The sequence below is a fragment of the Rhizohabitans arisaemae genome (assembly GCF_025996515.1).
In the GTDB taxonomy this organism is placed as follows: domain Bacteria; phylum Actinomycetota; class Actinomycetes; order Streptosporangiales; family Streptosporangiaceae; genus Rhizohabitans; species Rhizohabitans arisaemae.
On the sequence record NZ_BLRH01000024.1, the window covers coordinates 188,161 to 209,221 of the forward strand.

Genomic DNA, 21,061 nt, shown 5'->3' on the forward strand with positions numbered 1-21,061 from the left:
GAACGATCATGCCTCGCCACTCAATGCTCCATCGGACGCTGTAAGCTCACCGGCCCGGTGAGCCGCCTCATGCAGGGGGATGGAGCCGTCGGGGACCGGCTGGTCCAGGCGGAGCAGCAGGATGTCATTGCGGGCGGCGGCGATCTCCAGGGTGAGGGCTTCACCGCTGTCGATCCGGCACACCTCCGCGATCGTGGTGAGTGCGTCGTTGAGCCGTGCGCTGTAGTCGCGGTATGCGGTGTTGTACGGCAGCATCACGCTGGCGTCGGCCTCGTCCGATTCCCAGATGGAGAACAGCCCCTCCCGGTGTTCGGTGCGCCGCCAGCCGCTGACCATGAGGTAGTCCTCGACGGCAGCAGGCGACAGGTCCTGAAGGATCAGGGCAGGGAAGTCATGCGCAGCGTTCATGATGTGCCTCCGTCGCCCACACCCTGAGGCTGTTTCACCGTTCGTAGATGACGCGGTCGTGTCGGCGACGGCACGGCCACCCTCCTTGATCCTTGATATCGGGTCGCGTGTTGTGGTCCTGCCCGGCATCATCGGTGCCGAACGGTTGAGGAAGGGGATGTGGGATGACTGCGCCGCGGACGTTCTGGCGGCCGACCGGGCCGGAGGAGCTGGAGCTGGTTCGTGAGTCGGGGTGGCGGCGGTGGCCGCCGCGTCTTCCGGAGCAGCCGATCTTCTATCCGGTGCTGAACGAGGACTACGCGGTGATGATCGCCCGGGATTGGAACGTCCCGCACTCCGGGGTCGGTTATGTCACCCGTTTTCAGGTCGACGGTGAATTCGCCGCTCGATACCCTCCTCGACAGGTCGGGGGAAAGGAAATTCTGGAGCTCTGGGTGCCCGCCGAAGAGTTGGCGGAATTCAACGACCACATCATCGGTCTGATCGAAGTGATCCACGAATTCCGCTGATCTTAATCAGGTAGACAAGAGTCGTGTTCTTGGTGGACCGGCTCATTCTATCGTCGATGATAATTCGCTTTGTCGTCTAGGTGAAGCTATCTAATACTCAGATGGGTTTCTATTCATCGAGTGGGCGGTGGGAGGGGGGTCCACCGCCCGGAGTGCACCTACGTGTTCGTGTCCTTGGCGGGTTTCTCGAGAGACTCGGTGCGGGCGAGCAGGACGGCGAGCATGTCACGCATCTCCATCTGCCCGGCCTTGAGCTTGTCGACGTCTGCTGCTACTTGTTCGAGCCGTAGTTCCACTCGTTCGAGCTTGTACTCAACCACCTCAAGTCGCTGCTCGACGCGGTCGAGTCGCTGTTCAACACGGTCGAGTCTCTGCTCAACGCGGTCGAGCCTTTGTTCAACCACGTCGAGCCTTTTCTCTACTCGGTTGAGTCGTAGTTCTACTCGGTCGAGTCTTACTTCCAGGACCTTCTGGCCGTGCACGACTTCCTTGATATCGTCTCTGGTTTCGGCGATACCGGTTTCTGTTGCGGTACCCCTGTCCGCAATGGTTGCTGCCATGCGTAAAGAATAGGCACATGGCGAGTCTGGACGTTGCCAATTCGCTCATTTGTTGGGTTGGGGCTGGACGGTTTATCTGGGTCTGCTGGAAGACATCCAGATTTGTAATTTCACCAGAAATCGGACACGGTTGAACTGGTGTACGAATATTCGCCTGCTAGTCCATGGAAAAGGCGGCGGCTTCCAACGGCTCCGGGATGGGGAGAAGGTCGAAAAGTCGCAAAGGGAGTGTCAAAAGGTGCAACACGGCGATTCCGGATGACGTTTTCCCTGTTCGGCGACTTACCCTGGCGATGATCGAACTCATCGAAGGGACGGGGCTTCATGAGGATCGTCGTCGATCTCAACCGGTGCCAGGGATACGCGCAGTGCGCCTTCCTCGCCCCGGACGTGTTCGTCCTGCACGGCCAGGAGGCGCTGATGTACGACCCCGGCGCCGACGAGGCGCTCGCCGAGCAGGTGGCGCGGGCCGCGGCGGCCTGTCCGGTCCAGGCGATTCTGGTGGAGCGGGGCGAGGGAGCCCGGGAGCCGGTGGGGGCGGTCGGCGGCCATGGTCACTGAAGGATCCGTCGCGGAGTTCAACCGGAACGGCCGGGTGGTCGTCGTCGGCGCGTCGCTGGCGGGTCTGCGGGCCGCGGAGGCCCTCCGGGATGAGGGCTTCGCCGGGACATTGATCATGATCGGCGACGAGCGGCTGCAGCCGTACGACCGTCCGCCGCTCTCCAAGCAGGTCCTGCTCGGCAGGACGTCGGCCGACCGTACGCTGCTGCCCCGGCGGCGGGCGATCAACGCGGAGTGGCGGCTCGGGGTTCCGGCCGCGGGTCTGGATCTGAGCCGGCACCGGGTCCGGCTCGCCGACGGCCGGGAGGTCGGCTTCGACCGGCTGCTGATCGCCACGGGCGCGCGTGCCAGGCCGTGGCCGAGGGAGGCCGAGGCCGAACTGGACGGGGTCTTCGTCCTGCGGAGCGTCGGGGACGCGGCGAAGCTGGAGCGGCGCCTGGCGGCCAAGCCACACCGGGTGCTGGTCGTCGGCGCCGGTTTCACCGGATGCGAGGTCGCCTCCGCCTGCCGGGCCCGGGGGATCGAGGTCACGGTCGCCGAACGCGGCCCGGCCCCGCTGGTCGGCGCGCTCGGCGGTGTCGTCGGGGCCGTCGCGGCGGAACTCCAGCGCAAGAACGGGGTGGACCTCCGCTGCAACATCACGGTCACCGAGCTCGAAGGCGATCTGGGCGGCCGGCTCAAGCGCGCCCATCTGTCCGACGGCACCGTGCTCGACGTCGACGTGGCGGTGATCGCGCTGGGCGCGCTCCGCAACACCGAGTGGCTCACCGGATCGGGGCTGGCCGCCGGGCCCCGGGGGATCGCCTGCGACGCGGGGTGCCGGGCTTTCGACGTGCACGGCATCGTCACCGACGACGTCTTCGTGGCGGGGGACGTGGCCCGTGCCCCGCATCCGCTCTTCGGCTATCAGTTTCTCTCCCTGGAGCACTGGGGGAACGCGGTCTCCCAGGCCGAGACCGCGGCGCACAACATGGTGCGTTCCGGACTCGACCGCCGCCCCCACCTGTGGGTGCCGGCGTTCTGGTCCGCGCAGTTCGGCGTGAACATCAAGTCCGTGGGAGTGCCGCCCATGGGGGAGGAGCTCCTGGTCACCCAGGGTGCCCTCGCCGAGCACCGGTTCGCGGCGGTGTACGGGTACCAAGGCCGGGTGATCGCCGCGGTCACCTTCGACCACGGCAGGTGGATCGACTTCTACAGTCGGCAGATAGAGTCGGCGGCCCCGTTCCCGCCCGAGTTCGTCGGCGTCGACCGGCGGGCCGACGGGATGCGGCCGGTGCCGGCGGACTTTCCCGATCCCGCGCTGCCCACGCACGGTCCCACCGTCACGGTGAGCGGCTACGCGCCCAACGAGCGGCGGCTCACCTTCACCCCGGCCCGCACCTGACCTAGGGGGACTGCACCATGATTTCCGGCACCCTGCTCAATCAAGCCACCGAGTATGAGAACCGCGCCGATCCCTATCCGATCTATGCGGAGCTCCGCAAAACGCCTGTGGCGCTCCAGGATGACGGCGTGTACGCGGTGAGCACCTACTGGGAGATCCGCAGCCTGCTCGCCGACCCTCGGATCAGCTCCGACATCCGCAACCGCGACCCGCGGCTGGGCGGCCCGATGATCACAGAGGACGAGGCCAACCTGCCGCCCAGTTTCATCAGGCTGGATCCGCCCGAGCACGACCGGTTGCGGTGCCTGGCGGGCCGGCCGTTCGGGCCGCCGCACACCCCCCGGCGGATCCACGCCATGCACGCCGAGCTGGCCCGGATGATCGCCGAACTCATCGACCGCTTTCACGGCTCGAACCAGGTCGACATCGTGGAGGACTTCGCCTACCCGTTCCCGGTGGCGGTGATCTGCAAGCTCCTCGGCGTCCCCCACCAGGACGAGCACCTCTTCCACGACTGGACCGAGAAGATCGTCAACGCCTTGGACCCCAACCCGGAGGAGGGGCCCCTGGAACGGCAGCGCGTCGCCCAGCAGGCCCGTCTGGACCTGGGCGGATACCTCACCGGGCTGGTTGAGGAGCACCGGCTGGCGCCGGGGGAGGACCTGCTCTCCGCGCTCACCGTGGAACACGGCCCGGACGGCGGGATGTCCCCGGTGGAGGTGATCGTCACGGCGGTGCTGCTCCTCATCGCCGGTCATGAGACCACGGTCAACCTCATCACCAACGGGATGCTCACCCTGCTCCGCAACCCCGAGATCCTGCGGCGGCTGCGGGACGACCCCGATCTGGCGGTCCCGCTCGTGGAGGAGCTGCTCCGCTTCGAACCGCCGGTGCAGCTGCTCCCGCAGCGCACCTGCCTGGCGGACATCGACGTGGCCGGGACGGTCATCCCCAAAGGCGCACCCATCTGGCTGGTCCTGGGCGCCGGCAACCGCGACCCCCGCCGGTTCCAGGACCCCGACCGGTTCGACCCGGATCGCCGGGACAACGAGCATCTCGGCTTCGGCAGCGGCGTCCACTACTGTTTCGGCGCGCCGCTGGCCCGGCTGGAGGCGCAGCTGGCGCTGGCCGCGCTCGCCCGGCGCCTGGCCAACCCCGAGCTCGTGTACGACCCGCCGGTGTATCGGCGGAACCCGGTTCTGCGCGGCCCCCGCCACCTCCACGTCACCTTCGACACCCTCGTCGCCTGACCCGCCTCAACCCAAAACCATCCGGCACCGGTACGGCTGCGCGCCGTACCCTCCCTCGGTTTCCCGGGGTCAGGTGTGCGTGTAGTCCGGGGGGTTCCAGCCGAAGATGTCGTCCATGGCGGCGGCCATCCGGCGCCGGCCGAGGCGCCAGGCGAGGGCCATGCCCTCGTCGCGGAGCCGTACCAGCAGCGGGTTGCGGACCTGGGTGATCCGGCAGCCGACGGCGGATCTGGCCACGATCGCCGAGGTGCGCTTCAGCCTGGCCGCGGTGTAGCCGGCGAGGTCGCCCCCGGCGACGTGGGCGAGGGTCACCGCGTCCTCGATCGCCTGGCAGGCCCCCTGGCCCAGGTTGGGGGTCATGGCGTGGGCGGCGTCCCCGAGCAGGGCGATCTTGCCGCGGTGCATCGCGGGCAGCGGGGTGGCGAGGTGGTAGACGTCGTTCCTGAGGATGGCCTCCGGGGAGACGGCGTCGAGGAGCTCGGGGATGGGCGAATGCCAGCCCCGGAAAAGGCGGCGCAGCAGGGCGCGCTGGTCGCCGTCCCCACCCCCGGCGGGGACGGTGTCGGTGGCGTAGCAGTAGGCGGCCCCGCCGATCAGCGGCATCACGCCGAAGACCCTGCCCGCGCCCCAGGTTTCGAAGGTCTGCCCGGGAACGTGGCCGCCGGGGATGAGCATGCGCCAGCTGGTGACCCCCGCGTAGCTCGGTTCCGGGTGGTCGGGGAAGAGGGCGGATCTGACCGCGGAGCGGATGCCGTCGGCGGCGACGACCAGGTCGGCTTCGATCGGGTCGGGGTCGCCGACGAGCCGGACCCGGCCGCTCGCGGGTTCCGCCTCGGCCACGGCGGTGTTCAGCCGGACGACGCCGGGGGGCAGCTGCGCGGCGAGCGCGTCGACCAGGTCGGCGCGGCGGACGAGCACCACGGAGTCGCCGTGCTTGTCGGAGATCTCCCGTACGGCGGTCTTCATCAGCCAGCGGCCTTTCGCGCTCCGCACCCCTCCTTCGCCTTGGACGGCGGAGAGCTTGCGGATCCCGTCGCCGACGCCGATGACGTCGAGGGCCTTGAGCGCGTTGACGGCGACGGCGAGCCCTGAGCCGACCGGCTCCAAGGACGCGGCCCGCTCGAACACCGTCACCGCCCAGCCGCGTTGCCACAGCGCCACCGCCGCCGTCAGCCCGCCGACCCCGGCTCCGATCACCGTCGCGCGTCTCATGACCTTCTCCTTAACTACGGATGTAGTGCACCTTACTACGCCTGTAGTTTAACTACAAATGTAGTATGAAGGGGTGAGATCCCAGCGTGCCGAACTCGTCGCGGACACCGCCATCGACCTGCTCGCCGACCGGGGGATGCGCGGGCTGACCCATCGGGCGGTGGACGAGGCCGCCGGACTGCCGCCGGGTTCCACCTCCAACCTGGCCCGCACCCGCTCGGCGCTGCTGGAGCTCACGCTGGACCGCCTCACCGAGCTGGAGATCGCCGAGTACGACTCCTTCCTCACCCTGACCGGCGCCGGCCTCGAAGAAGGGGCGGAGACGCTCGCCGACCTCGCCGCCAAGGCCCTGTGGATCCAGCTGACCGCCGGCCGCCGCCGGACGATCGCCCGGTACGAGCTGGCGCTGGAGGCCACCCGGCGGCCGGAGCTGCGCACGGCGTACGACAAGGTGGGCGCCCTCTTCCGGGAACCCGGGGTGGCGATCCTGACCGCCGCCGGGTCGTCGGACCCGCTCCGGCACAGCCGTCAGATCGTCGCCTTCACCGAGGGCCTGGTCTTCGACGCCGTCGTCGGCGCCGGTGCCGAGCCCACCCCGGACGACCTCCGCCGCGGCCTCGCCGAACTCCTCCGCGGCATGCTGATCCGGCCCGACCCCCGGCCGTGACCGCTCGGTGTGGGCGGCGGCGACGGGTGCGCGCCGGAAATCGAGGGAAGCCCGTGGATCGTCGTGGGGCAAAGCTATGCTCCCAGCCGTGGGACCCGATGAGCTGGAGCGGCACATCACCGAACTGCGGGCTCGGGTCTGGCAGGCTAGAGCCCGAGGTGAGGAAAGCGTGGTCCGGGCGTTGCGCGAGGAGATCCACCAGGCCGAACGGACCTGGGAGGCGGCGTTCGAACCCGGGCGCCGGGAGCGGCCGCCTCCGGCGCGGGAGCAGGTCCACCGGGCGCTGACCCTGCTCGGCGTCCCGGCGGCGACCAGGCTGATCGCCGCGGTGGGCGAGTCGTTCTTCGCGGGGGGCGTCGGAACCGGGCGGCTCGCCGGCCTGCGGCGGGACGAGGAACGCGCCTACCGTGCAGCCCCGGGAGCCAGGCCGTACTATCTGTGCGCGGCGCTCACCGCGCAGCCGCTGTCACCGGCCAGAGGCGTCCTGGCCGTCAGCACCTGGCCGATGCCGGTCAGGATCGTGGGGCCGCTGAGTCCCCGGACGGATTTCCTCGTCTCGACCATCCGGATCGCCGAGCACGTCATGGGGCTCGCCGAGGCCGGGACGGACGCCTCCGAGGCGGCGTACCGGCTGCTCACCCGGATGGGCCACAACATTCCCGGCGGCGTCGGCGGCTTCGAACGGGTCGATCCCGTCCGGATCACGGCGGCCGCCGAGGCCGAGCTCGCCGTGCACCGGGACCGGGACCGGCTGCAGCGCGCGGAGGCGGCCGAACGGGCGGTCGCCCGGCTGGACGAGGCGGGCAGGCTGTTCGGCGCCCGCGGGGGAACCGTGAAGAGTGAGGGGACCGCGTGAGCCGTCTCGACCCGGTGCGCGGGTCCGCCGAACCCGTCGAGCACAACGCTAGGACGATCGCGGCGCTCGCCGTGAACCCGGGCTGCGACCGGCGGGCCGTGCTGGACGCCGCCGGGGTGGACAAACGGAAAACCGCACGGCACCTGGGCCGTTCCGGCGCCTTCGGCCGTTCCCCGTTCGCGCAGAGCCGGGAGAACTCCTTCGCCGACCTGGTCAAAGCCGACGGAGCGGCCCATCTGCTCCGCCTGCTCCGCGAGAGGTTCGGCCTGTCCCTTTCCGAGGTGGCCTATGTGGACGTCTCCGATGCGGGGGCCGACCGGCGGGCCGAGGTGCGCCACGCCCGTACCCGGACCGAGCTCGCGCGGGCGGCGGAGGGGCGGGAGACGACGGGGACGCTGTTCGACAACCCGATGCTCAAGCTCGACGTGGCCGGATACGAGGTCTACCTGGAACCCCGCGTGATCGCGTTTCAGGTTCGGGGGCGGTTCCACGTGGTGGAGATCAAATCGTTCCCCATCGTCGACGACCAGGCGGACGCCGCGCAGGTCTCGGCGGCGGCGCGCCAATCGGCGGTGTACGTGCACGCGATGCGGTGCGTGTTCGCCGACCTGGGCCTGGACCCCGGGCGGGTGTCGCACGAGGTGCTGCTGGTGTGCCCCAAGGATTTCGCGAACCACCCCACGGCCGCGCTGATCGACGTGCGGCCGCAGCTGAGCGTGTTGCGGCGTCAGCTCGCCCGGCTCAAGCGGATCGACCACATCCTGGACGGGCTGCCCGCGGGCTTCACCCTCGACCTCCGGCCGGACGCCGCGGGGACCCCCACCCGGCCGGCGGCGGAGCTCCGTACGGCCCTGACGACCGTCGAGGCGCGCTACGCCCCCGAATGCCTGGACAGTTGTGAGATGGCGTTCTTCTGCAGGGACGAGGCACGGGCGGCCGACCGGGTCGAGGCGCTGGGGCGGTCGGTCCGGGAGGAACTCGGCGGCTTGGAGTCCGTCGCGGCGGTGCTCGCCCTCGCCGACGGCACCGCCTCCCCCACAGACGATCAGCAGGAGATCGCGGCCCGGCTGCGCCACGTCCAGCTGCTGTACGCCGAGGCCGTCGCATGAGACCGGGTCGTGCCGGGAAGGCGGTGCCCCGGTGAGCGTGCTCACCTCGCTGATGCGCGCCCGAGCCGTCCGGCGGGGCAGGGCGCTCCCCGTCGCCACGGTACGGCACCTGCACCTGTCGCCACGGCCGCTGGTGTTCGTCCCGCTCAGGCTGGCGGGGGAGGCCGCGGCGCCGCTCGGCGCGATGGTCGGCGCCGATCCGGCCGACCCGCGGCTCCTCGTCGTCCCGCAGCCGCGCAACCGGGAGCTGCGGTTCGCGTTCATGGCCGAGCTGGCCGAGGTCGTCCTGACCTACCTCGACGGGTTCGGCGCGGAGCCGGCCGGCGGGGAGCGGTTCGCCGACGCCCCGCAGATCCTGGTCCCGAACCCGAAGGGGATCGCGTTCATCCGTCTCCTCGGCCGTTCCACCCGGTTCCGCAGGCCCGACGGCCCGTATCCGGTGCCGCCGTCGGTGCCTCGGCTGGGCACGTGGCTGACCTTCCTCGCCGAACGCGGCGAACACGCCGGCTCGTCGCTGCTGGTCGCCCTCACCCAGGCGCTCGGCGCGCATTGGGCGACCGGGCAGAGCGCCGTGGAGGACGGGAACCTCGCCGCGCAGCTCGGCTGGATCGACCCGCCGCCCGGGCTCACCGGACCCGAGGCGGCGGACGCCGCGGAGGACCCGCTGCGCACCCCGCCCGCCGGTCCGGACACCGACCCCGGCTTCGACCGGCTGGTGCTGGAGCGGAGCATCGCGGCGTACGACGAGTCGGGTTCCCCGGGTCAGGTACGGGCCGCGCTGCGAACCCAGCTGGAGCCGACGTGGGCGTCGATGTGGCAGGCGGTGGAGCTGCTCCGCCGGCTGCCCGATGCCGGGAGCGTCGCGGGCCGGTGGGAGCGGGACCGCACGGCGTTCACCCGGGAGTATCGGCGGCTCGCCGAGGGCGGTGCGCCGCAGGGCCGCCGGGACGGCGCGGTCGGCGCGGCCCATCGGCTGGCCAGGCTGGAGGCGGCCCAGCAGGAGTTCGCGGCGCAGTGCGCCTTCGACGATCCGCTGGCCATGGTGGAGCACCTGCTCAGCGGGAAGGCCTTCCGCGGGACGGTGGTGGAGGTGGACGCGGCGCGCAGGATCGTCCCGCCCGGGGGGAAACGGGCGAGCTGCCGTCCGCTGGTGGTGGTCGAGGCCGCCGATCCGGTCCTGATCCCGCCGGGGAAGACCGTCCGCTCGCCCCGGCGTCCCCGGCAGCGGGCCGAGATCCTGCGGATCGAGGGCAACCGGGTGACGCTGCAGCTGCTGGACGGCATGGGCCGCGCGGCCGTACCCGAACCCGGCAGCGTGCCGGAGCACGGGCAGTCGGTCTGCTACGCCGACCTGGACCTCGGCGGCGGCCGCCGGCCCCCGCTGCCCGCGCTGGAGGAGACCCCGTGGACGCACGGCGGGCCGCCCGCGGAGTACGTGCCCACCGACGACGACGCGCTGGAGGCCTGGTCGTGACATCCGCCGCGGAGGAGGCAACGCGGGCCGTCGAGGCGATCCTGGCCGATTTCACCGGAGGCCGGCACCGCGGGCTGATCGTCGATTCGCCGCCGGGGGCCGGGAAGACCACGCTGGTGGTCGCGGCCGCGCTCCGGCTGACCGGCGCCGGCGAGCGGCTTATGATCGTCGCGCAGACCAACGAGCAGGTCGACGATCTGGTGGACCGGCTCGCCCGGCAGGCTCCCGGCCTCGCCGTCGGCCGCCTGCACGCCGCCGGGTTCCGGCCCCCGGAGCGGGTGCTGCGGCACCCGGACGTCTTCACGGCCGCCGAGATCCAGACCCTGGAGCACTGCCCGGTCACGGTCTCAACCGCGGACAAGTGGGCCTGGGTGCGGGACCGGACGTGGCGGTGGGCGATCGTCGACGAGGCCTACCAGATGCGTTCCGACAAGCTGCTGTCCATCGCCCCCCTCTTCGCGGGCGGCCATGTCCTCTTCGTCGGGGACCCCGGCCAGCTCGACCCCTTCTCCGTGGTGGAGAGCGACCGTTGGAGCGGTCTGGCCTGGGATCCGATGCAGAGCGCGGTCGCGGTCACCGGACGGCTGAACGATCTGGTCGTGCATCGGCTGCCGGTCTCCTGGCGGCTTCCCGCCCACGCCGCGCCGATCGTCTCGGCGGCCTTCTACCCGGACGGCGGCTTTCGCGCGGGTACGGCCGCGGGGCAACGGCGGCTGGAGCTCGCCGTCCCGGGGACGGGCGGTCCCTGGGACCCCGCGATCGAGGAGGCCGCGACCTCGGGGTGGGCGCTGCACGAGCTGCCCGACCGGCATACGGTCCGTACCGACGCCGAGGCCGTACGGGCCTGCGCGGGCATCGCCCGCCGGCTGGTGGAGCGGGGGGCGCTCGCCCACGACGAGCACGGCACCCACCCGGTGACGGCCGAGCGGATCGCGATCGGATGCGCGCACAAGGACCAGGTGGCGGCGATCCGGGCCGCGGGGGTCCCGGAGGGCGTCACGGTGGACACCGCCAACCGGCTGCAGGGCCGCGAGTACGACGTCACCGTGGTGCTGCACCCGTTGTCCGGACGCCGGGACGCGACGGCCTTCCACCTGGAGTCCGGGCGGCTCTGCGTGCTCACCTCCCGGCACCGCCACGCCTGTGTCGTGGTCGCGCGGGCCGGGATCGCGGAGCTGCTGGACCGTCACCCGTCCGCGGGCCGCCTCCAGCTCAACGTGCCGGTGAAGTTCCCCGACGGCTGGGAGGCCAACCACGCCGTCCTCGCCCACCTGGCGAACCACCGCGTCCCCGGCTGACCGCCTCGGGCGGCGGTCCAGGCTTGCTACGTGCGTAGCAATGTTCTACAGTTGTTGCATGGTAGCTATTCCCGCACGTGAGCTTCGCAACAACACCGCTGAGGTGCTGCGCCGAGTCGAGGCGGGCGAAGAGATCGATGTTCTTCGGGACAATCGTCCTGTGGCCAGGATCGTGCCATTTCCGCGGCGGCGTCGCTGGATTCCTGCGGCTGAGATCATGGAAGAACTTGCTCGGTTGGGGCCGGACAAAACAGGGCTCGCGGAAGAGCTCCGGGATGTACTGGCCGAGACCACAGACGACCTGCCGTGGTGAAGCTCCGCAAAGCCATAGCCGACACATCGATCTTCGTCGGTGTGGAGGCTAGAAGGTTCGATGTCGAACGGTTCCTTGAGTTCGAATGGGCGGTGTCGGCAGTCACTTTGGGCGAGTTACGGCTGGGTGTGCTGCAAGCAAGAGACCATGAATCCGCGTCGTGGCGATTGTCCACGTACCAGTTGGCCCAGCGTTTCGAACCGTTGCCGATAGATGAAGACGTTTCCGAGACATGGGCGCTCTTGGTCTCGCGCCTTCGCGCGGAGGGGCGCAAGGCTCCGATCAACGATAGCTGGATCGCGGCGACGGCACTTACACATGGGCTTCCGGTGGTGACGCAAGACGCCGACTATGACGGTATGCCCGGACTTGAGATCGTGAAGCTCTGAGTTCTCAGCGGTCGCGGAGGTCGTCTTCGCGGAGGAGGGTGGCGAGGTCGAGTTTGGTGTAGGCGGGGCGGCCGGCTTTGCGGTACTTCTCCTTCACCCGGTCCAGGTAGTTCTTGGCCGTCCCCGGCTTGATGCCGGCTCTTCTGGCCGCGGCGGTCAAGGTCATGCCCGAGGCGTAGGCGAGCAGGACGGCGCGTTCCTGGGGCGAGAGGGCCGGACGGTCGTAGTGCCGGCGGTGTGCCGGTTCGGGGGACGGGCCGGCGGCTTCGGCGGCGATCGCCCGTACCGCGTCGGTGAGGGTGGTGAGGCTGTGGTCTTTGGTCAGGTAGCCCCTGGCCCCGGCTTGGACGACCCGTCCGGCCAGGTCACCGGAGGAGGCCACGCCGACCACGAGAACCCGGCTCCCGGCGGCGGTGAGCCGGGTCACGTTCTCGACCGGGTCGGAGCAGTCGGCCAGGAGCAGGTCGAGGACGACCACCTGGGCCGGTTTCCGGCCGCCGGAGAGGAGCTCGCCGACGGTGCGGGCCGCGGCGATCAGTTCGATGTCGGGGACTCGCGCGAGCCAGGCGGTGAGTCCGTCGATCAGCATCTGGTCGTCGTCGACCAGCGATACCGTGATCATTTGTGTCCCTGCGTCGCCGGCGGGCCGAACGGGTGACTTGACTAGATCTTGACGCCGAAAGGCAGAGAGTGCAATGTGGCAAACCCTCAGATTGACCGGGGGCCTGTAGCAGAAAACCACAGCAAATCCTGAAATCTGTAAGACAACCACCGATTAACAGCATGGTGGATGAAATCTGTCAAGACCCCGGATTTGCCGTCTACTGCGGGGGGATCGCCTCGCCGGATCATGGCGCAAGGCGGAGCGAAGGAGACGTCATGCCCCCGACGGTGGAGCTGTCCGAGAAGATCGTGGCCGGTTGGCGGACGGGTGATGTGGAGGGTCCGGCGGGTCCGGTGCTCGGCGCCTACGTCGAGTCCGAGATCACGATGACCGGGCCCGGGCAGAGCGGGAGATGCGGCACGGAGTGCACGAGATCCCGGCCCACGATCTTCTGCTGCTGATCGCCGGCCCCCACGATTGAACGCGGGACCCTTCCCGTGTCTTGCGACTCCGACTCGATCCGGGCCGTCATAAGCACGATCCGGTCATAGGAAGGAGAGGACATGCCCCCCACGCTTGAGTTGTCCGAGGAGATTGTGGCCGGTTGGCGCAGCGGCGCGGTCGACGGCCCGGCGGGTCCGGTGCTCGGCGCCTACGTCGAAGCCGAGATCACGATGACCTGGCCGCCCCAGTCGGGGCGCTGCGGCACCGACTGCACCAATTCCGGCAGGCGGCTCTGCTGCTGACCCCTCCGATAGAGCCACCCTTGACCTCGGCCGGGTGCCGAGTGTCCTGAGTGAAAGGAAGAGTCATGCCCCCCACGCTTGAGTTGTCCGAGGAGATTGTGGCCGGTTGGCGGAGTGGCGCCGTGGAGGGTCCGGCGGGTCCGGTGCTCGGCGTCTACGCCGAGCACGAGATCACGATGACCTGGCCTCCGATTTCGGGGCGCTGCGGCAGCATCTGTACAGGGTCGCGTACCAACCCCTGCTGCTGATCGCACCCTGGCCCGGCACGCGGCCCGACCCGTTTGAGCCGTGCGTCATCAGGCCCCCGGCCCGTGAGCCTTCCGGCTTGTCGGCCCGACCCACGACCTTGACCGGGGCCGAGCACCCCGGTGGCAGGAGGAGCCATGCCCCCGACGTTGGAAGTGTCCGAGGAGATTGCGGCCGGTTGGCGGAGCGGCGCCGTGGAGAGTCCGGCAGGTCCGGTGCTCGGCGCCTACGTCGAGTCCGAGATCACGATGACCGGGCCCGGGCACAGCGGCAAATGCGGTACGGCGTGCACGGGGTCCCAGCCCACGATCTACTGCTGCTGATCGGCGGACGGCCGCCGAGGATCCGATCCGACCGCGCGAAGGAGGGTGCATGTCCCCCACACCCCGGTTGTCCGAGGAGATTGTGGCCGGTTGGCGGAGCGGCGATGTGGAGGGTCCGGCCGGTCCGGTGCTCGGCGCCTACGCCGAGTCCGAGATCACGATGGACGGATCCGCATTGAGCGGGAGATGCGGCAGCATCTGCACCTGGTCCATGATCCGTGCCTGCTGCTGACGTACGTCCGGGAATTCGGCGATCCGTCCTTTTGGCTGGGCGCCGGGCGTCCTGAGTGAAAGGAGGAGCGATGCCCCCGACGGTGGAGGTGTCCGAGGAGATTGTGGCCGGTTGGCGGAGTGGTGAGGTGGAGGGTCCGGCGGGTCCGGTGTTGCCGGGAACCTACGCCGAGTCCGAGATCACGATGCCCTCGGCGCTGCGCACCAGAACCTGCGGCACGGTCTGCTCGATATCCCCGACCCGGATGTGCTGCTGAGGAACACCGAACGGTGTCACGGGAAGGAGAGTTCATGCCCCCCACGCTTGAGTTGTCCGAGGAGATTGTGGCCGGTTGGCGGAGTGGTGAGGTGGAGGGTCCGGCGGGTCCGGTGCTCGGCGCCTACGCCGAGTCCGAGATCACGATGACCTGGCCGCCCGTCTCGGGGTACTGCGGAAGCGTCTGTACCGGCTCCTCGCGGTACGACTGCTGCTGACAGCCGTTCCCGGCCGCCGGGCCGGTCTCACGGTCCTGAGTGCTCAGCCCCACGATCAGAGAGGCTTGCTTTGCTGCTGACGACAACGGCGTACCACCGCCGTGGCCGGTGAATTCGACCCGCCGCTCGGCCCCCTGGTAGACCCGGCGCTGACCGCGCTCGCGACCGGGCTCGACACGATCGAGGATCTAGGGGTGGCCGAGCGGCGGGCGTTTTTCGACGGCGCGGCCGAGTCGCTGGAGACGACGGTCCGTCTCAAGGTCAACCGGGTGCTGCTGCTTGAGCTCAACGCGGCGCGGATCACCCGTCGCCTCACCGCCGACGACCCGGAGGCGCGGTGGCGGGAGTGGAGCGCGCAGCTGGTCGAGCCCGCGTTCTGGCATTCGCTGACCGAGCACTATCCGACGCTGCTGTCCCGGCTGGACGCCCTCGTCACCGCGCGGTGCGGCGCGGCCGTGACCGCCGCGCGCCGGTTCGCCGAGGATCGGGACGCACTGGAGGTGCTGCTCCCCGGTCCGTGCGGCGGGTTGACCGCGGTCGGCTTCGGCGAGGGCGACACCCATCGCGGTGGGGACTCGGTGGCGATTCTCACGTTCGAGGCGGGCCGGGTGGTCTACAAGCCGCGCTCGCTCGCGGTCGACGCGGAGCTGGCCGCCCTGCTGCCCCGGCTTCTCCCCGGCGAGCCGGCGGCCACCCGGATCCGGGTGCCCGCGGTGGTGGTCCGGGACGGCTACGGCTGGGCGGAGTTCGTCCAGCACCGGTACTGCGCCGACGACGCCGAACTGCGCCGCTTCTACCGCGGGGTGGGCCAGTGGGCGGCGCTGATGCGGCTGCTCGGCGGGAGCGACCTGCACGCCGAGAACCTCATCGCCGTGGGCCCGGTGCCGACCGTGGTCGACTGCGAGACGCTGTTCACCCCGCACGTGGCGTCGCCGCCGTCCGGGTACGGGCTGGCGATCGACCGGGCGGCCGAGCAGGTCGGCGGGTCGGTGATGCGCACCGGGCTGCTTCCCGGACGGGGTGTGGCGCTCGGCTGGCGCGGGGTCGACACCTCCGCGCTGGGCTCGCTCCCGGGTGAGCAGCCGGTGGCCGAGACACCGGTCGTGGTGGGCGCCGGCACCGATGAGGCGAGGATGGGTGTCGAGCACACCGAGGTACGGCTGTCGCAGAACCACCCGAGCCGCGAGCCGGTGCTGCGCGCCTACTGGGATCGGGTGATCGACGGATACACCGAGATGAACGACCGCCTGAACGCGCTGGACGCCGCCGGGGAGCTCGCGGGTGAGTTCAGCGGTTTCACCGACCGCCCGATCCGGGTGGTGCTGCGCGGGACGGAGACGTACGCCGAGCTCGCCCGGATGCTCTGGCATCCGGTCTCCCTGCACGACCAGCCGGCGGCCGTACGGCGTGCCGCGGATCTGCTGGCCAAGCACGCCGGGAACATGGGCGGGGTCCCGGACGACCCGGAGGTGATCGCCGCCGAGATCGGGGATCTGCTCGTCGGCGACATCCCCTTCTTCGCCACCACGCCGCGGCGGGGGCGGATGGACGGGCCGGGCGGGACCGCGTGGGGCGCCGAGCTGAACCTGGTGGAGCACGCCCTGGACCGGTGGCGCGGCCGGGACCAGGACCTCGACCTCCGCGTCATGCGGTCGGCCCTGGTCAGCGCCTACATCAACGAGGGCTGGCTGCCCGACGGGGAGGCGATGATCCCCGCCCGGATCCGGACCGGCGACCTCGATCCGGTGCGGCGGGGGCTGGCGGCGGGCATCCTCCGCAGGCTTCGGGACAGCGCGATCCACGCCGAGGACGGCACGGTCACCTGGATCGCGCCGATGCTCGACCCGACGGGCTGGTCGGTGCAGCCGCTGTCGCAGGACCTGTACAGCGGGGCGTCCGGGGTCGCGGTGCTGCTCGGCGCCTATCTCACCGAAGTGGAGCGGGGCCGGGCCGACGAGGTGCCCGGGCTGGAACCGCTGCTGCACGCGGTCCTGCACTCCATCCGCACCGTGGAGGTGCAGATGGAGAAGGATCGCCGGACGACCTTCAAGATCCGCCCGGAGCCGCCCGGCGGCTACATCGGCCTGGGGTCCCGGATCTGGACGCTGCTGCTGCTCAATCGGTTGGGGATCAAGAACGGCGACGCCTTGGCCCAGGCGGGCGAGCTCGCCGCCCTGATCCCCGAGGCGGTGGCCGAGGACACCGTGCTCGACATCCTCATCGGCGCGGCCGGGGCGATCGTGCCGCTGATCAGGCTCGCCGAGCACTCGGGTGACGATCGGTGGCTCGCCGAGGCGCTGCGGATCGGCGAGCGGCTCGCGGGCGGCGTCACCGCACGGGAGCGGGGCGTGTGCTGGGAGACCCCCAAGTTCCCCGAGGGGCTCGGCGGGGTCGCCCACGGAGCCAGCGGGATCGGGTGGACCCTGGCCCGGCTCGCCGCCGTGACCGGGCGTGCGGACCTGCGGGAGACGGCTTACGCCGCCTTCGACTACGAGGAGTCGCTGTACCATCCGGAGCTGGCCGGCTGGCGGGATCTGCGGGGTTTCATGGACGTCGCCGCCGCCTGGTGCCACGGGTCGGGCGGGATCGGCGCGGTCGCCGCGGGCATGCTCGGCGACGGTCAGGACGCCCGGCACCTCGACGTGCTCGCCCGCGCGGCGGAGTCCTGCTGGACCTACGGGATGGGCTGGAGCCACACCATCTGTCACGGTGACCTCGGCGCCTGGGAGACGATCGACCTCGCGTTGCGCGCCGGGGTCGGACCGCCGGGACTGGATCGGGAGCGGCTGGACGCGCGCGTCCTCAGCGGGATAGAGGAGTTCGGGCCGGTCAGCGGGCTGGCCAGGGAGGCGTTCGTCCCCGGGATGTTCCCCGGACTGGGCGGGGTCGCCTACCAGCTGCTGCGGATGCACCCCGAGTGCACGCTGCCCTCGCTGCTGCTGCCGGATCCCGGAGAGGCGGTCCCGCTCTGAGCTCCGGCCAGGGCGACGACTCCGAGGAGACCGAACTCGAGTCGCCCTACTGGCACGTGGCGGAGGCGGTCCGGTACACCGGGCTGTGGCGGATGCTCCGGCGTCTGCCGGCGACCACCCGGCCGGTCGTGGCACTCCTGCTGTCGGCCGGGCGGTGGCCGGCCGTGACGATCCTGGTGCTTCAGGTCGCCTCGGGTCTGGCCACCGCGCTGGGGCTGCTCGCCACCACCTCGGTCTTCGAGGAGCTGCTCGCCGGGGGACCGACGGGGGAGCGGGTCGTCGCCGCGCTGCCGGCGCTCGCGCTGCTTGTCGGCGTCTACACGTTCCGCGGGAGTGTGGACGCCGGGGTGACCCTGGCCCAGGCCCGGCTGGTTCCGCGGGTCCGCCGTCTCGCCGAGGAACGCCTGATGGTGGCGGCGGTCCGGGTGGAGCTGGCCGCCTTCGACGATCCGGCGTTCTACGACCGGCTGCATCGGGCGCGGGACCGTGCGCTGTATTACCTCGAACGAGCCGTGAACAACATGGTGGAGCTGATCGGCGCGTCGTTCGCGGTGCTCGCGGCGGCGGGGAGCCTGAGCGTGCTGCATCCGGTGCTGCTTCCGGTGCTCGCGGTCGCCGTGCTGCCGGAGGGGTGGGCGGTGCTGCGGGTGGCCCGGCTGGGCTACGACTCGATGGTCCGTACCAGCGCCCTGGACCGCCGGGTCCGCATGATGCTGGACCTGGCCACGGTCCGGGACCCCGCGGCGGAGATCCGGGTCTGCCAGGCGCAGCCGTTCGTGCTGGACGAGTACCGGCAGGTGGCCGACGAGCTCTGCCGCCACGAGGTCCGGGTCGGTGTGGATCAGGCGCGGACCCGGGCGGTGGGGCGCGCGCTCGCCGGCATCGTGACCGGGGCCACCTTCGTCCTGCTCGGGGCGCTGCTGCACGCGGGCTGGATCCCGCTGGCGGTGGCGGGGACCGCGGTGATCGCGATCCGCTCGGCCACCGCCGCGCTCACCCGGCTGGTGATCGCGCTGAACCTCCTCTTCGAGCAGTCCCTCTACGTCGGCGACTACCAGGAGTTCCTGGCCGACGCCGACAGCCGGAGCCGTTCGTCGGGCCGGGTGGGCCGGATGGGCTCGGCCGCGGCGTTCTCCCTGACCACGCCGGAGGGCGGGCCCGCCGACCGGGACGGCGCCCGTACCGGCTCCGAGGAGGCCGGTACGGCGTCAGCGGGGCCTCAGGCGATCAGCCTCAGCGGGGTGGACTTCCGCTATCCGGGCAGCCCGGAGGGGATGTACGCCCTGCGGGAGGTCGAGCTGACCCTGTACGCGGGGCAGACCGTCGCGCTGGTCGGGGAGAACGGATCGGGGAAGAGCACCCTCGCGAAGATCATCGCGGGGCTCTACCGGCCGACCTCGGGGACCGTCGCCTGGGATGGGACGGACCTGCGGGAGATCGACGACGACGGTGTCGCGGACCGGATCGTGCTGGTCTCCCAGCATCCGGTCCGGTGGCCGCACAACGCGCGGATGAACGTCCGGGTCGGACGGTACGACCGCCCCGACCCGGGTGACCTCGCCCTCCGCTCCGCGGCGGATCGGGCCCGGGTCACCGAGGTGGTGGAGACGCTGCCGAAAGGCTGGGACACCCTGCTGTCCAAGTACTTCCGCGGTGGGCACGAGCTGTCCGGGGGGCAGTGGCAGCGGCTCGCGGTGGCCCGTGGTCTCTACCGGGACGCCCCGCTGCTCATCTGGGACGAGCCGACGGCTCCGCTGGACGCCAAGGCGGAGTACGCGGTCTACGAGACGCTGCGCCGGATCGGCGGCGGCCGTACCGTGGTCCTCATCACCCATCGGCTGGCGAGCGTCCGCAATGCGGATCAGATCCACCTTTTACACAAGGGTCGAATCATTGAGTCAGGAACTCATCCGGAATTGGTCGCCAACGGGGGACGATATGCGGAAATGTATGAGTTGCAAGCGCGGATGTATGCCGCGACGCCCGAAGAGACGGAAAAGCTGTGGCAATCGTCGATTCCGGACTGGCCAGACTCGCCCGCCGTATCAACGGATCGCTGATCCTGCCAGGTGATCAGGCATACCAGCGGGTCCGCAAACTGTTCATCGGCAGGATCCACGAGGTGCTGCCCCGCGCGATCGTCCGCTGCGCCGACCCCAGGGACGTGGTGGCGGCCCTCGCCTTCGCCCGCGGGCATCGCCTCCCGTTCGCGATCCGCAGCGGCGGGCACAGCTTCGCCGAATACTCCACCACCGACGGGCTCCTCATCGACCTCGGCGCCATGGACTCCGTGCAGGTCCGCCCCGGCACGGTGACCACCGGGCCGGGCACCCTCCTCGGCCCACTCGCGGCGCGGCTCGCCGAGTACAACCGGCTCGTCCCCTGTGGCTGGTGCCCCGGGGTCGGGGTCGCCGGAGCCGTCCTCGGCGGCGGCTACGGCACACTCAGCAGGCTGTACGGGCTCGGCGCCGACCACCTGCTCGCGGCACAGGTCGTCCTCGCCGACGGCCGGGTCGTCTGGGCCGACGAGATGCGGGAACCCGAGCTGTTCTGGGCGCTGCGGGGAGCCGGGGGCGGGAACTTCGGGGTGGTCACCGCGATGACGCTGATGACCCGGCCGGCGGTGCCCGTCGTCACGGTGCACTGCCGCTGGCCGTACGGGCACGCGGCCCGGGTGATCGAGGAATGGCAGCGCTGGGCGCCGGCGGCCGAAGACGAGATCAACATCGAGCTGGGGGTCTTCGCGAGCGGCTTCCCCGACGAGCCCCTCTCCGTGGCGGCCTTCGGCGTCATGGCCTTGCCCGCGGACACGGCGCGGCGGCGGCTCGCCGAGTTCGTCGAGCGGGTCGGCGCCGCACCGGACCTTCTCGAACTCGGCGAACTCGACGCCCGGGCCGCCGCCCGCCACCACGCCTACGCCGGGGACGCCGGAGACGGGATCGAGCCGGACCCGCTGCCGGCCGGGGAACGGCCCGGCCTGCGGATGTCCAAGTCGGAGTTCTTCGACCGGCCGCTCCCCGCCGCGGCCGTCGGGGAACTCCTCACCGGGTTCGCCGAGGGCCGGGGCACGGGGATCGCGCGGGACCTGGAGTTCGTCCCCTGGCGCGGGGCGATCGGCCGGGTCTCGCCGGACGCCACCGCCTTCGTCCACCGCGAGCCGCTCTTCCTGCTCAAACACGCGGTCCAGACGGGGTGCCGGGCCACCGACGAGCGGAGGCGGGACGCCAGACGGTGGCTGGTCCGGTCATGGAGCACCACCCATCCGTACGGGTCGGGCGGCGTCTACCCCAACTATCCCGATCCCGACCTGAGCGGGTGGGAGCAGGCCTATTACGGGGACAACCTGGCCCGGCTGCGGGCGGCGAAAGCCGAATACGACCCGGCTTCGCTCTTCCGCTTCGAGCAGTCCATCCCCGCCGGCGTCGGCTGACCGCTCCGCGCCCAGGCGGGTCAGCCGGATGCCGGCGGTTGCCCA

The 21,061-nt window shown here is 70.9% G+C and carries 25 protein-coding genes; 21 read left to right on the top strand and 4 right to left on the bottom strand.

The window, feature by feature from the left end:
* Positions 1-6: 6 nt before the first annotated feature.
* A complete protein-coding gene (locus RUR_RS11160; RefSeq protein ID WP_283134896.1) occupies positions 7-408 on the bottom strand; it encodes a hypothetical protein in 402 nt (133 codons plus the stop codon).
* A 164-nt stretch (positions 409-572) separates the two neighbouring features.
* Between RUR_RS11160 and RUR_RS11165 the strand changes: the two genes are divergently transcribed.
* The gene (locus RUR_RS11165; protein WP_283134897.1) at positions 573-917 is read left to right on the top strand and encodes an ADP-ribosylation/crystallin J1; all 345 of its coding nucleotides are present in this window, start codon (positions 573-575) and stop codon (positions 915-917) included.
* A gap of 158 nt (positions 918-1,075) precedes the next feature.
* On the opposite strand, the gene RUR_RS11170 is transcribed toward RUR_RS11165, so the two are convergent.
* On the bottom strand, positions 1,076-1,477 hold the full coding sequence (locus RUR_RS11170) for a hypothetical protein (RefSeq protein ID WP_283134898.1): 402 nt from the start codon (positions 1,475-1,477) through the stop codon (positions 1,076-1,078).
* 324 nt (positions 1,478-1,801) lie between these two features.
* Here RUR_RS11170 and RUR_RS11175 point away from each other — a divergent pair, with 324 nt between their 5' ends.
* Genes RUR_RS11175 through RUR_RS11185 form a run of 3 tightly spaced genes read left to right on the top strand, consistent with a single transcriptional unit; the run spans position 1,802 to position 4,672 of the window.
* A complete protein-coding gene (locus tag RUR_RS11175; RefSeq protein ID WP_283134899.1) occupies positions 1,802-2,038 on the top strand; it encodes a ferredoxin in 237 nt (78 codons plus the stop codon).
* Entirely contained in the window at positions 2,028-3,422 is a 1,395-nt protein-coding gene (locus RUR_RS11180; RefSeq protein WP_283134900.1) for an NAD(P)/FAD-dependent oxidoreductase, read from the top strand. Before RUR_RS11175 ends, RUR_RS11180 begins: the two co-directional genes overlap by 11 nt.
* A 17-nt stretch (positions 3,423-3,439) precedes the next feature.
* A complete protein-coding gene (locus tag RUR_RS11185; RefSeq protein WP_283134901.1) occupies positions 3,440-4,672 on the top strand; it encodes a cytochrome P450 in 1,233 nt (410 codons plus the stop codon).
* Positions 4,673-4,741: 69 nt separating this feature from the next.
* On the opposite strand, the gene RUR_RS11190 is transcribed toward RUR_RS11185, so the two are convergent.
* Entirely contained in the window at positions 4,742-5,884 is a 1,143-nt protein-coding gene (locus RUR_RS11190) for an FAD-dependent monooxygenase (RefSeq protein WP_283134902.1), read from the bottom strand.
* A gap of 73 nt (positions 5,885-5,957) precedes the next feature.
* Between RUR_RS11190 and RUR_RS11195 the strand changes: the two genes are divergently transcribed.
* From RUR_RS11195 to RUR_RS11225, 7 genes are all read left to right on the top strand, one after another.
* Positions 5,958-6,551, top strand: coding sequence for a TetR/AcrR family transcriptional regulator (locus RUR_RS11195; RefSeq protein WP_283134903.1), 594 nt, complete (start codon positions 5,958-5,960; stop codon positions 6,549-6,551).
* An 88-nt stretch (positions 6,552-6,639) separates the two neighbouring features.
* Positions 6,640-7,407 carry a hypothetical protein gene (locus RUR_RS11200; protein WP_283134904.1) on the top strand — a complete coding sequence of 256 codons (768 nt, stop codon included), beginning with the start codon at positions 6,640-6,642 and terminating at the stop codon, positions 7,405-7,407.
* Positions 7,404-8,516, top strand: a complete 1,113-nt coding sequence (locus RUR_RS11205; RefSeq protein WP_283134905.1) for a hypothetical protein — start codon at positions 7,404-7,406, stop codon at positions 8,514-8,516. The genes RUR_RS11200 and RUR_RS11205 overlap by 4 nt, the downstream gene beginning before the upstream one ends.
* A gap of 31 nt (positions 8,517-8,547) precedes the next feature.
* Positions 8,548-9,990: a hypothetical protein gene (locus RUR_RS11210; RefSeq protein ID WP_283134906.1), complete on the top strand. Its 1,443-nt coding sequence runs from the start codon at positions 8,548-8,550 to the stop codon at positions 9,988-9,990.
* Positions 9,987-11,288, top strand: a complete 1,302-nt coding sequence (locus RUR_RS11215) for an AAA domain-containing protein (protein WP_283134907.1) — start codon at positions 9,987-9,989, stop codon at positions 11,286-11,288. Before RUR_RS11210 ends, RUR_RS11215 begins: the two co-directional genes overlap by 4 nt.
* Before the next feature lie 58 nt (positions 11,289-11,346).
* Positions 11,347-11,601, top strand: a complete 255-nt coding sequence (locus RUR_RS11220; protein ID WP_283134908.1) for a type II toxin-antitoxin system Phd/YefM family antitoxin — start codon at positions 11,347-11,349, stop codon at positions 11,599-11,601.
* Positions 11,595-11,990 carry a type II toxin-antitoxin system VapC family toxin gene (locus tag RUR_RS11225; RefSeq protein WP_283134909.1) on the top strand — a complete coding sequence of 132 codons (396 nt, stop codon included), beginning with the start codon at positions 11,595-11,597 and terminating at the stop codon, positions 11,988-11,990. Before RUR_RS11220 ends, RUR_RS11225 begins: the two co-directional genes overlap by 7 nt.
* Before the next feature lie 4 nt (positions 11,991-11,994).
* Here RUR_RS11225 and RUR_RS11230 read toward each other — a convergent pair whose 3' ends face one another.
* Positions 11,995-12,612, bottom strand: a complete 618-nt coding sequence (locus RUR_RS11230) for a response regulator (protein ID WP_283134910.1) — start codon at positions 12,610-12,612, stop codon at positions 11,995-11,997.
* A 257-nt stretch (positions 12,613-12,869) separates the two neighbouring features.
* Here RUR_RS11230 and RUR_RS11235 point away from each other — a divergent pair, with 257 nt between their 5' ends.
* From RUR_RS11235 to RUR_RS11280, 10 genes are all read left to right on the top strand, one after another.
* Entirely contained in the window at positions 12,870-13,055 is a 186-nt protein-coding gene (locus RUR_RS11235; protein WP_283134911.1) for a DUF6229 family protein, read from the top strand.
* Positions 13,056-13,157: 102 nt separating this feature from the next.
* Positions 13,158-13,340: a DUF6229 family protein gene (locus tag RUR_RS11240; RefSeq protein ID WP_283134912.1), complete on the top strand. Its 183-nt coding sequence runs from the start codon at positions 13,158-13,160 to the stop codon at positions 13,338-13,340.
* Positions 13,341-13,405: 65 nt separating this feature from the next.
* A complete protein-coding gene (locus RUR_RS11245; protein WP_283134913.1) occupies positions 13,406-13,588 on the top strand; it encodes a DUF6229 family protein in 183 nt (60 codons plus the stop codon).
* Between the two features lie 135 nt (positions 13,589-13,723).
* Positions 13,724-13,909, top strand: coding sequence for a DUF6229 family protein (locus RUR_RS11250; protein ID WP_283134914.1), 186 nt, complete (start codon positions 13,724-13,726; stop codon positions 13,907-13,909).
* Positions 13,910-13,958: 49 nt separating this feature from the next.
* The gene (locus RUR_RS11255) at positions 13,959-14,141 is read left to right on the top strand and encodes a DUF6229 family protein (RefSeq protein WP_283134915.1); all 183 of its coding nucleotides are present in this window, start codon (positions 13,959-13,961) and stop codon (positions 14,139-14,141) included.
* A 70-nt stretch (positions 14,142-14,211) separates the two neighbouring features.
* Positions 14,212-14,397 (top strand): DUF6229 family protein, encoded by a 186-nt coding sequence (locus tag RUR_RS11260; RefSeq protein WP_283134916.1) that lies wholly within the window; start codon positions 14,212-14,214, stop codon positions 14,395-14,397.
* A 34-nt stretch (positions 14,398-14,431) separates the two neighbouring features.
* Positions 14,432-14,614, top strand: coding sequence for a DUF6229 family protein (locus RUR_RS11265; RefSeq protein WP_283134917.1), 183 nt, complete (start codon positions 14,432-14,434; stop codon positions 14,612-14,614).
* Positions 14,615-14,715: 101 nt separating this feature from the next.
* Entirely contained in the window at positions 14,716-17,586 is a 2,871-nt protein-coding gene (locus tag RUR_RS11270; protein WP_283134918.1) for a type 2 lanthipeptide synthetase LanM family protein, read from the top strand.
* Positions 17,532-19,646: an ABC transporter ATP-binding protein gene (locus RUR_RS11275; RefSeq protein ID WP_283134919.1), complete on the top strand. Its 2,115-nt coding sequence runs from the start codon at positions 17,532-17,534 to the stop codon at positions 19,644-19,646. The genes RUR_RS11270 and RUR_RS11275 overlap by 55 nt, the downstream gene beginning before the upstream one ends.
* Positions 19,589-21,016 (top strand): FAD-binding oxidoreductase, encoded by a 1,428-nt coding sequence (locus RUR_RS11280; protein ID WP_283134920.1) that lies wholly within the window; start codon positions 19,589-19,591, stop codon positions 21,014-21,016. Before RUR_RS11275 ends, RUR_RS11280 begins: the two co-directional genes overlap by 58 nt.
* Positions 21,017-21,061: the final 45 nt, after the last annotated feature.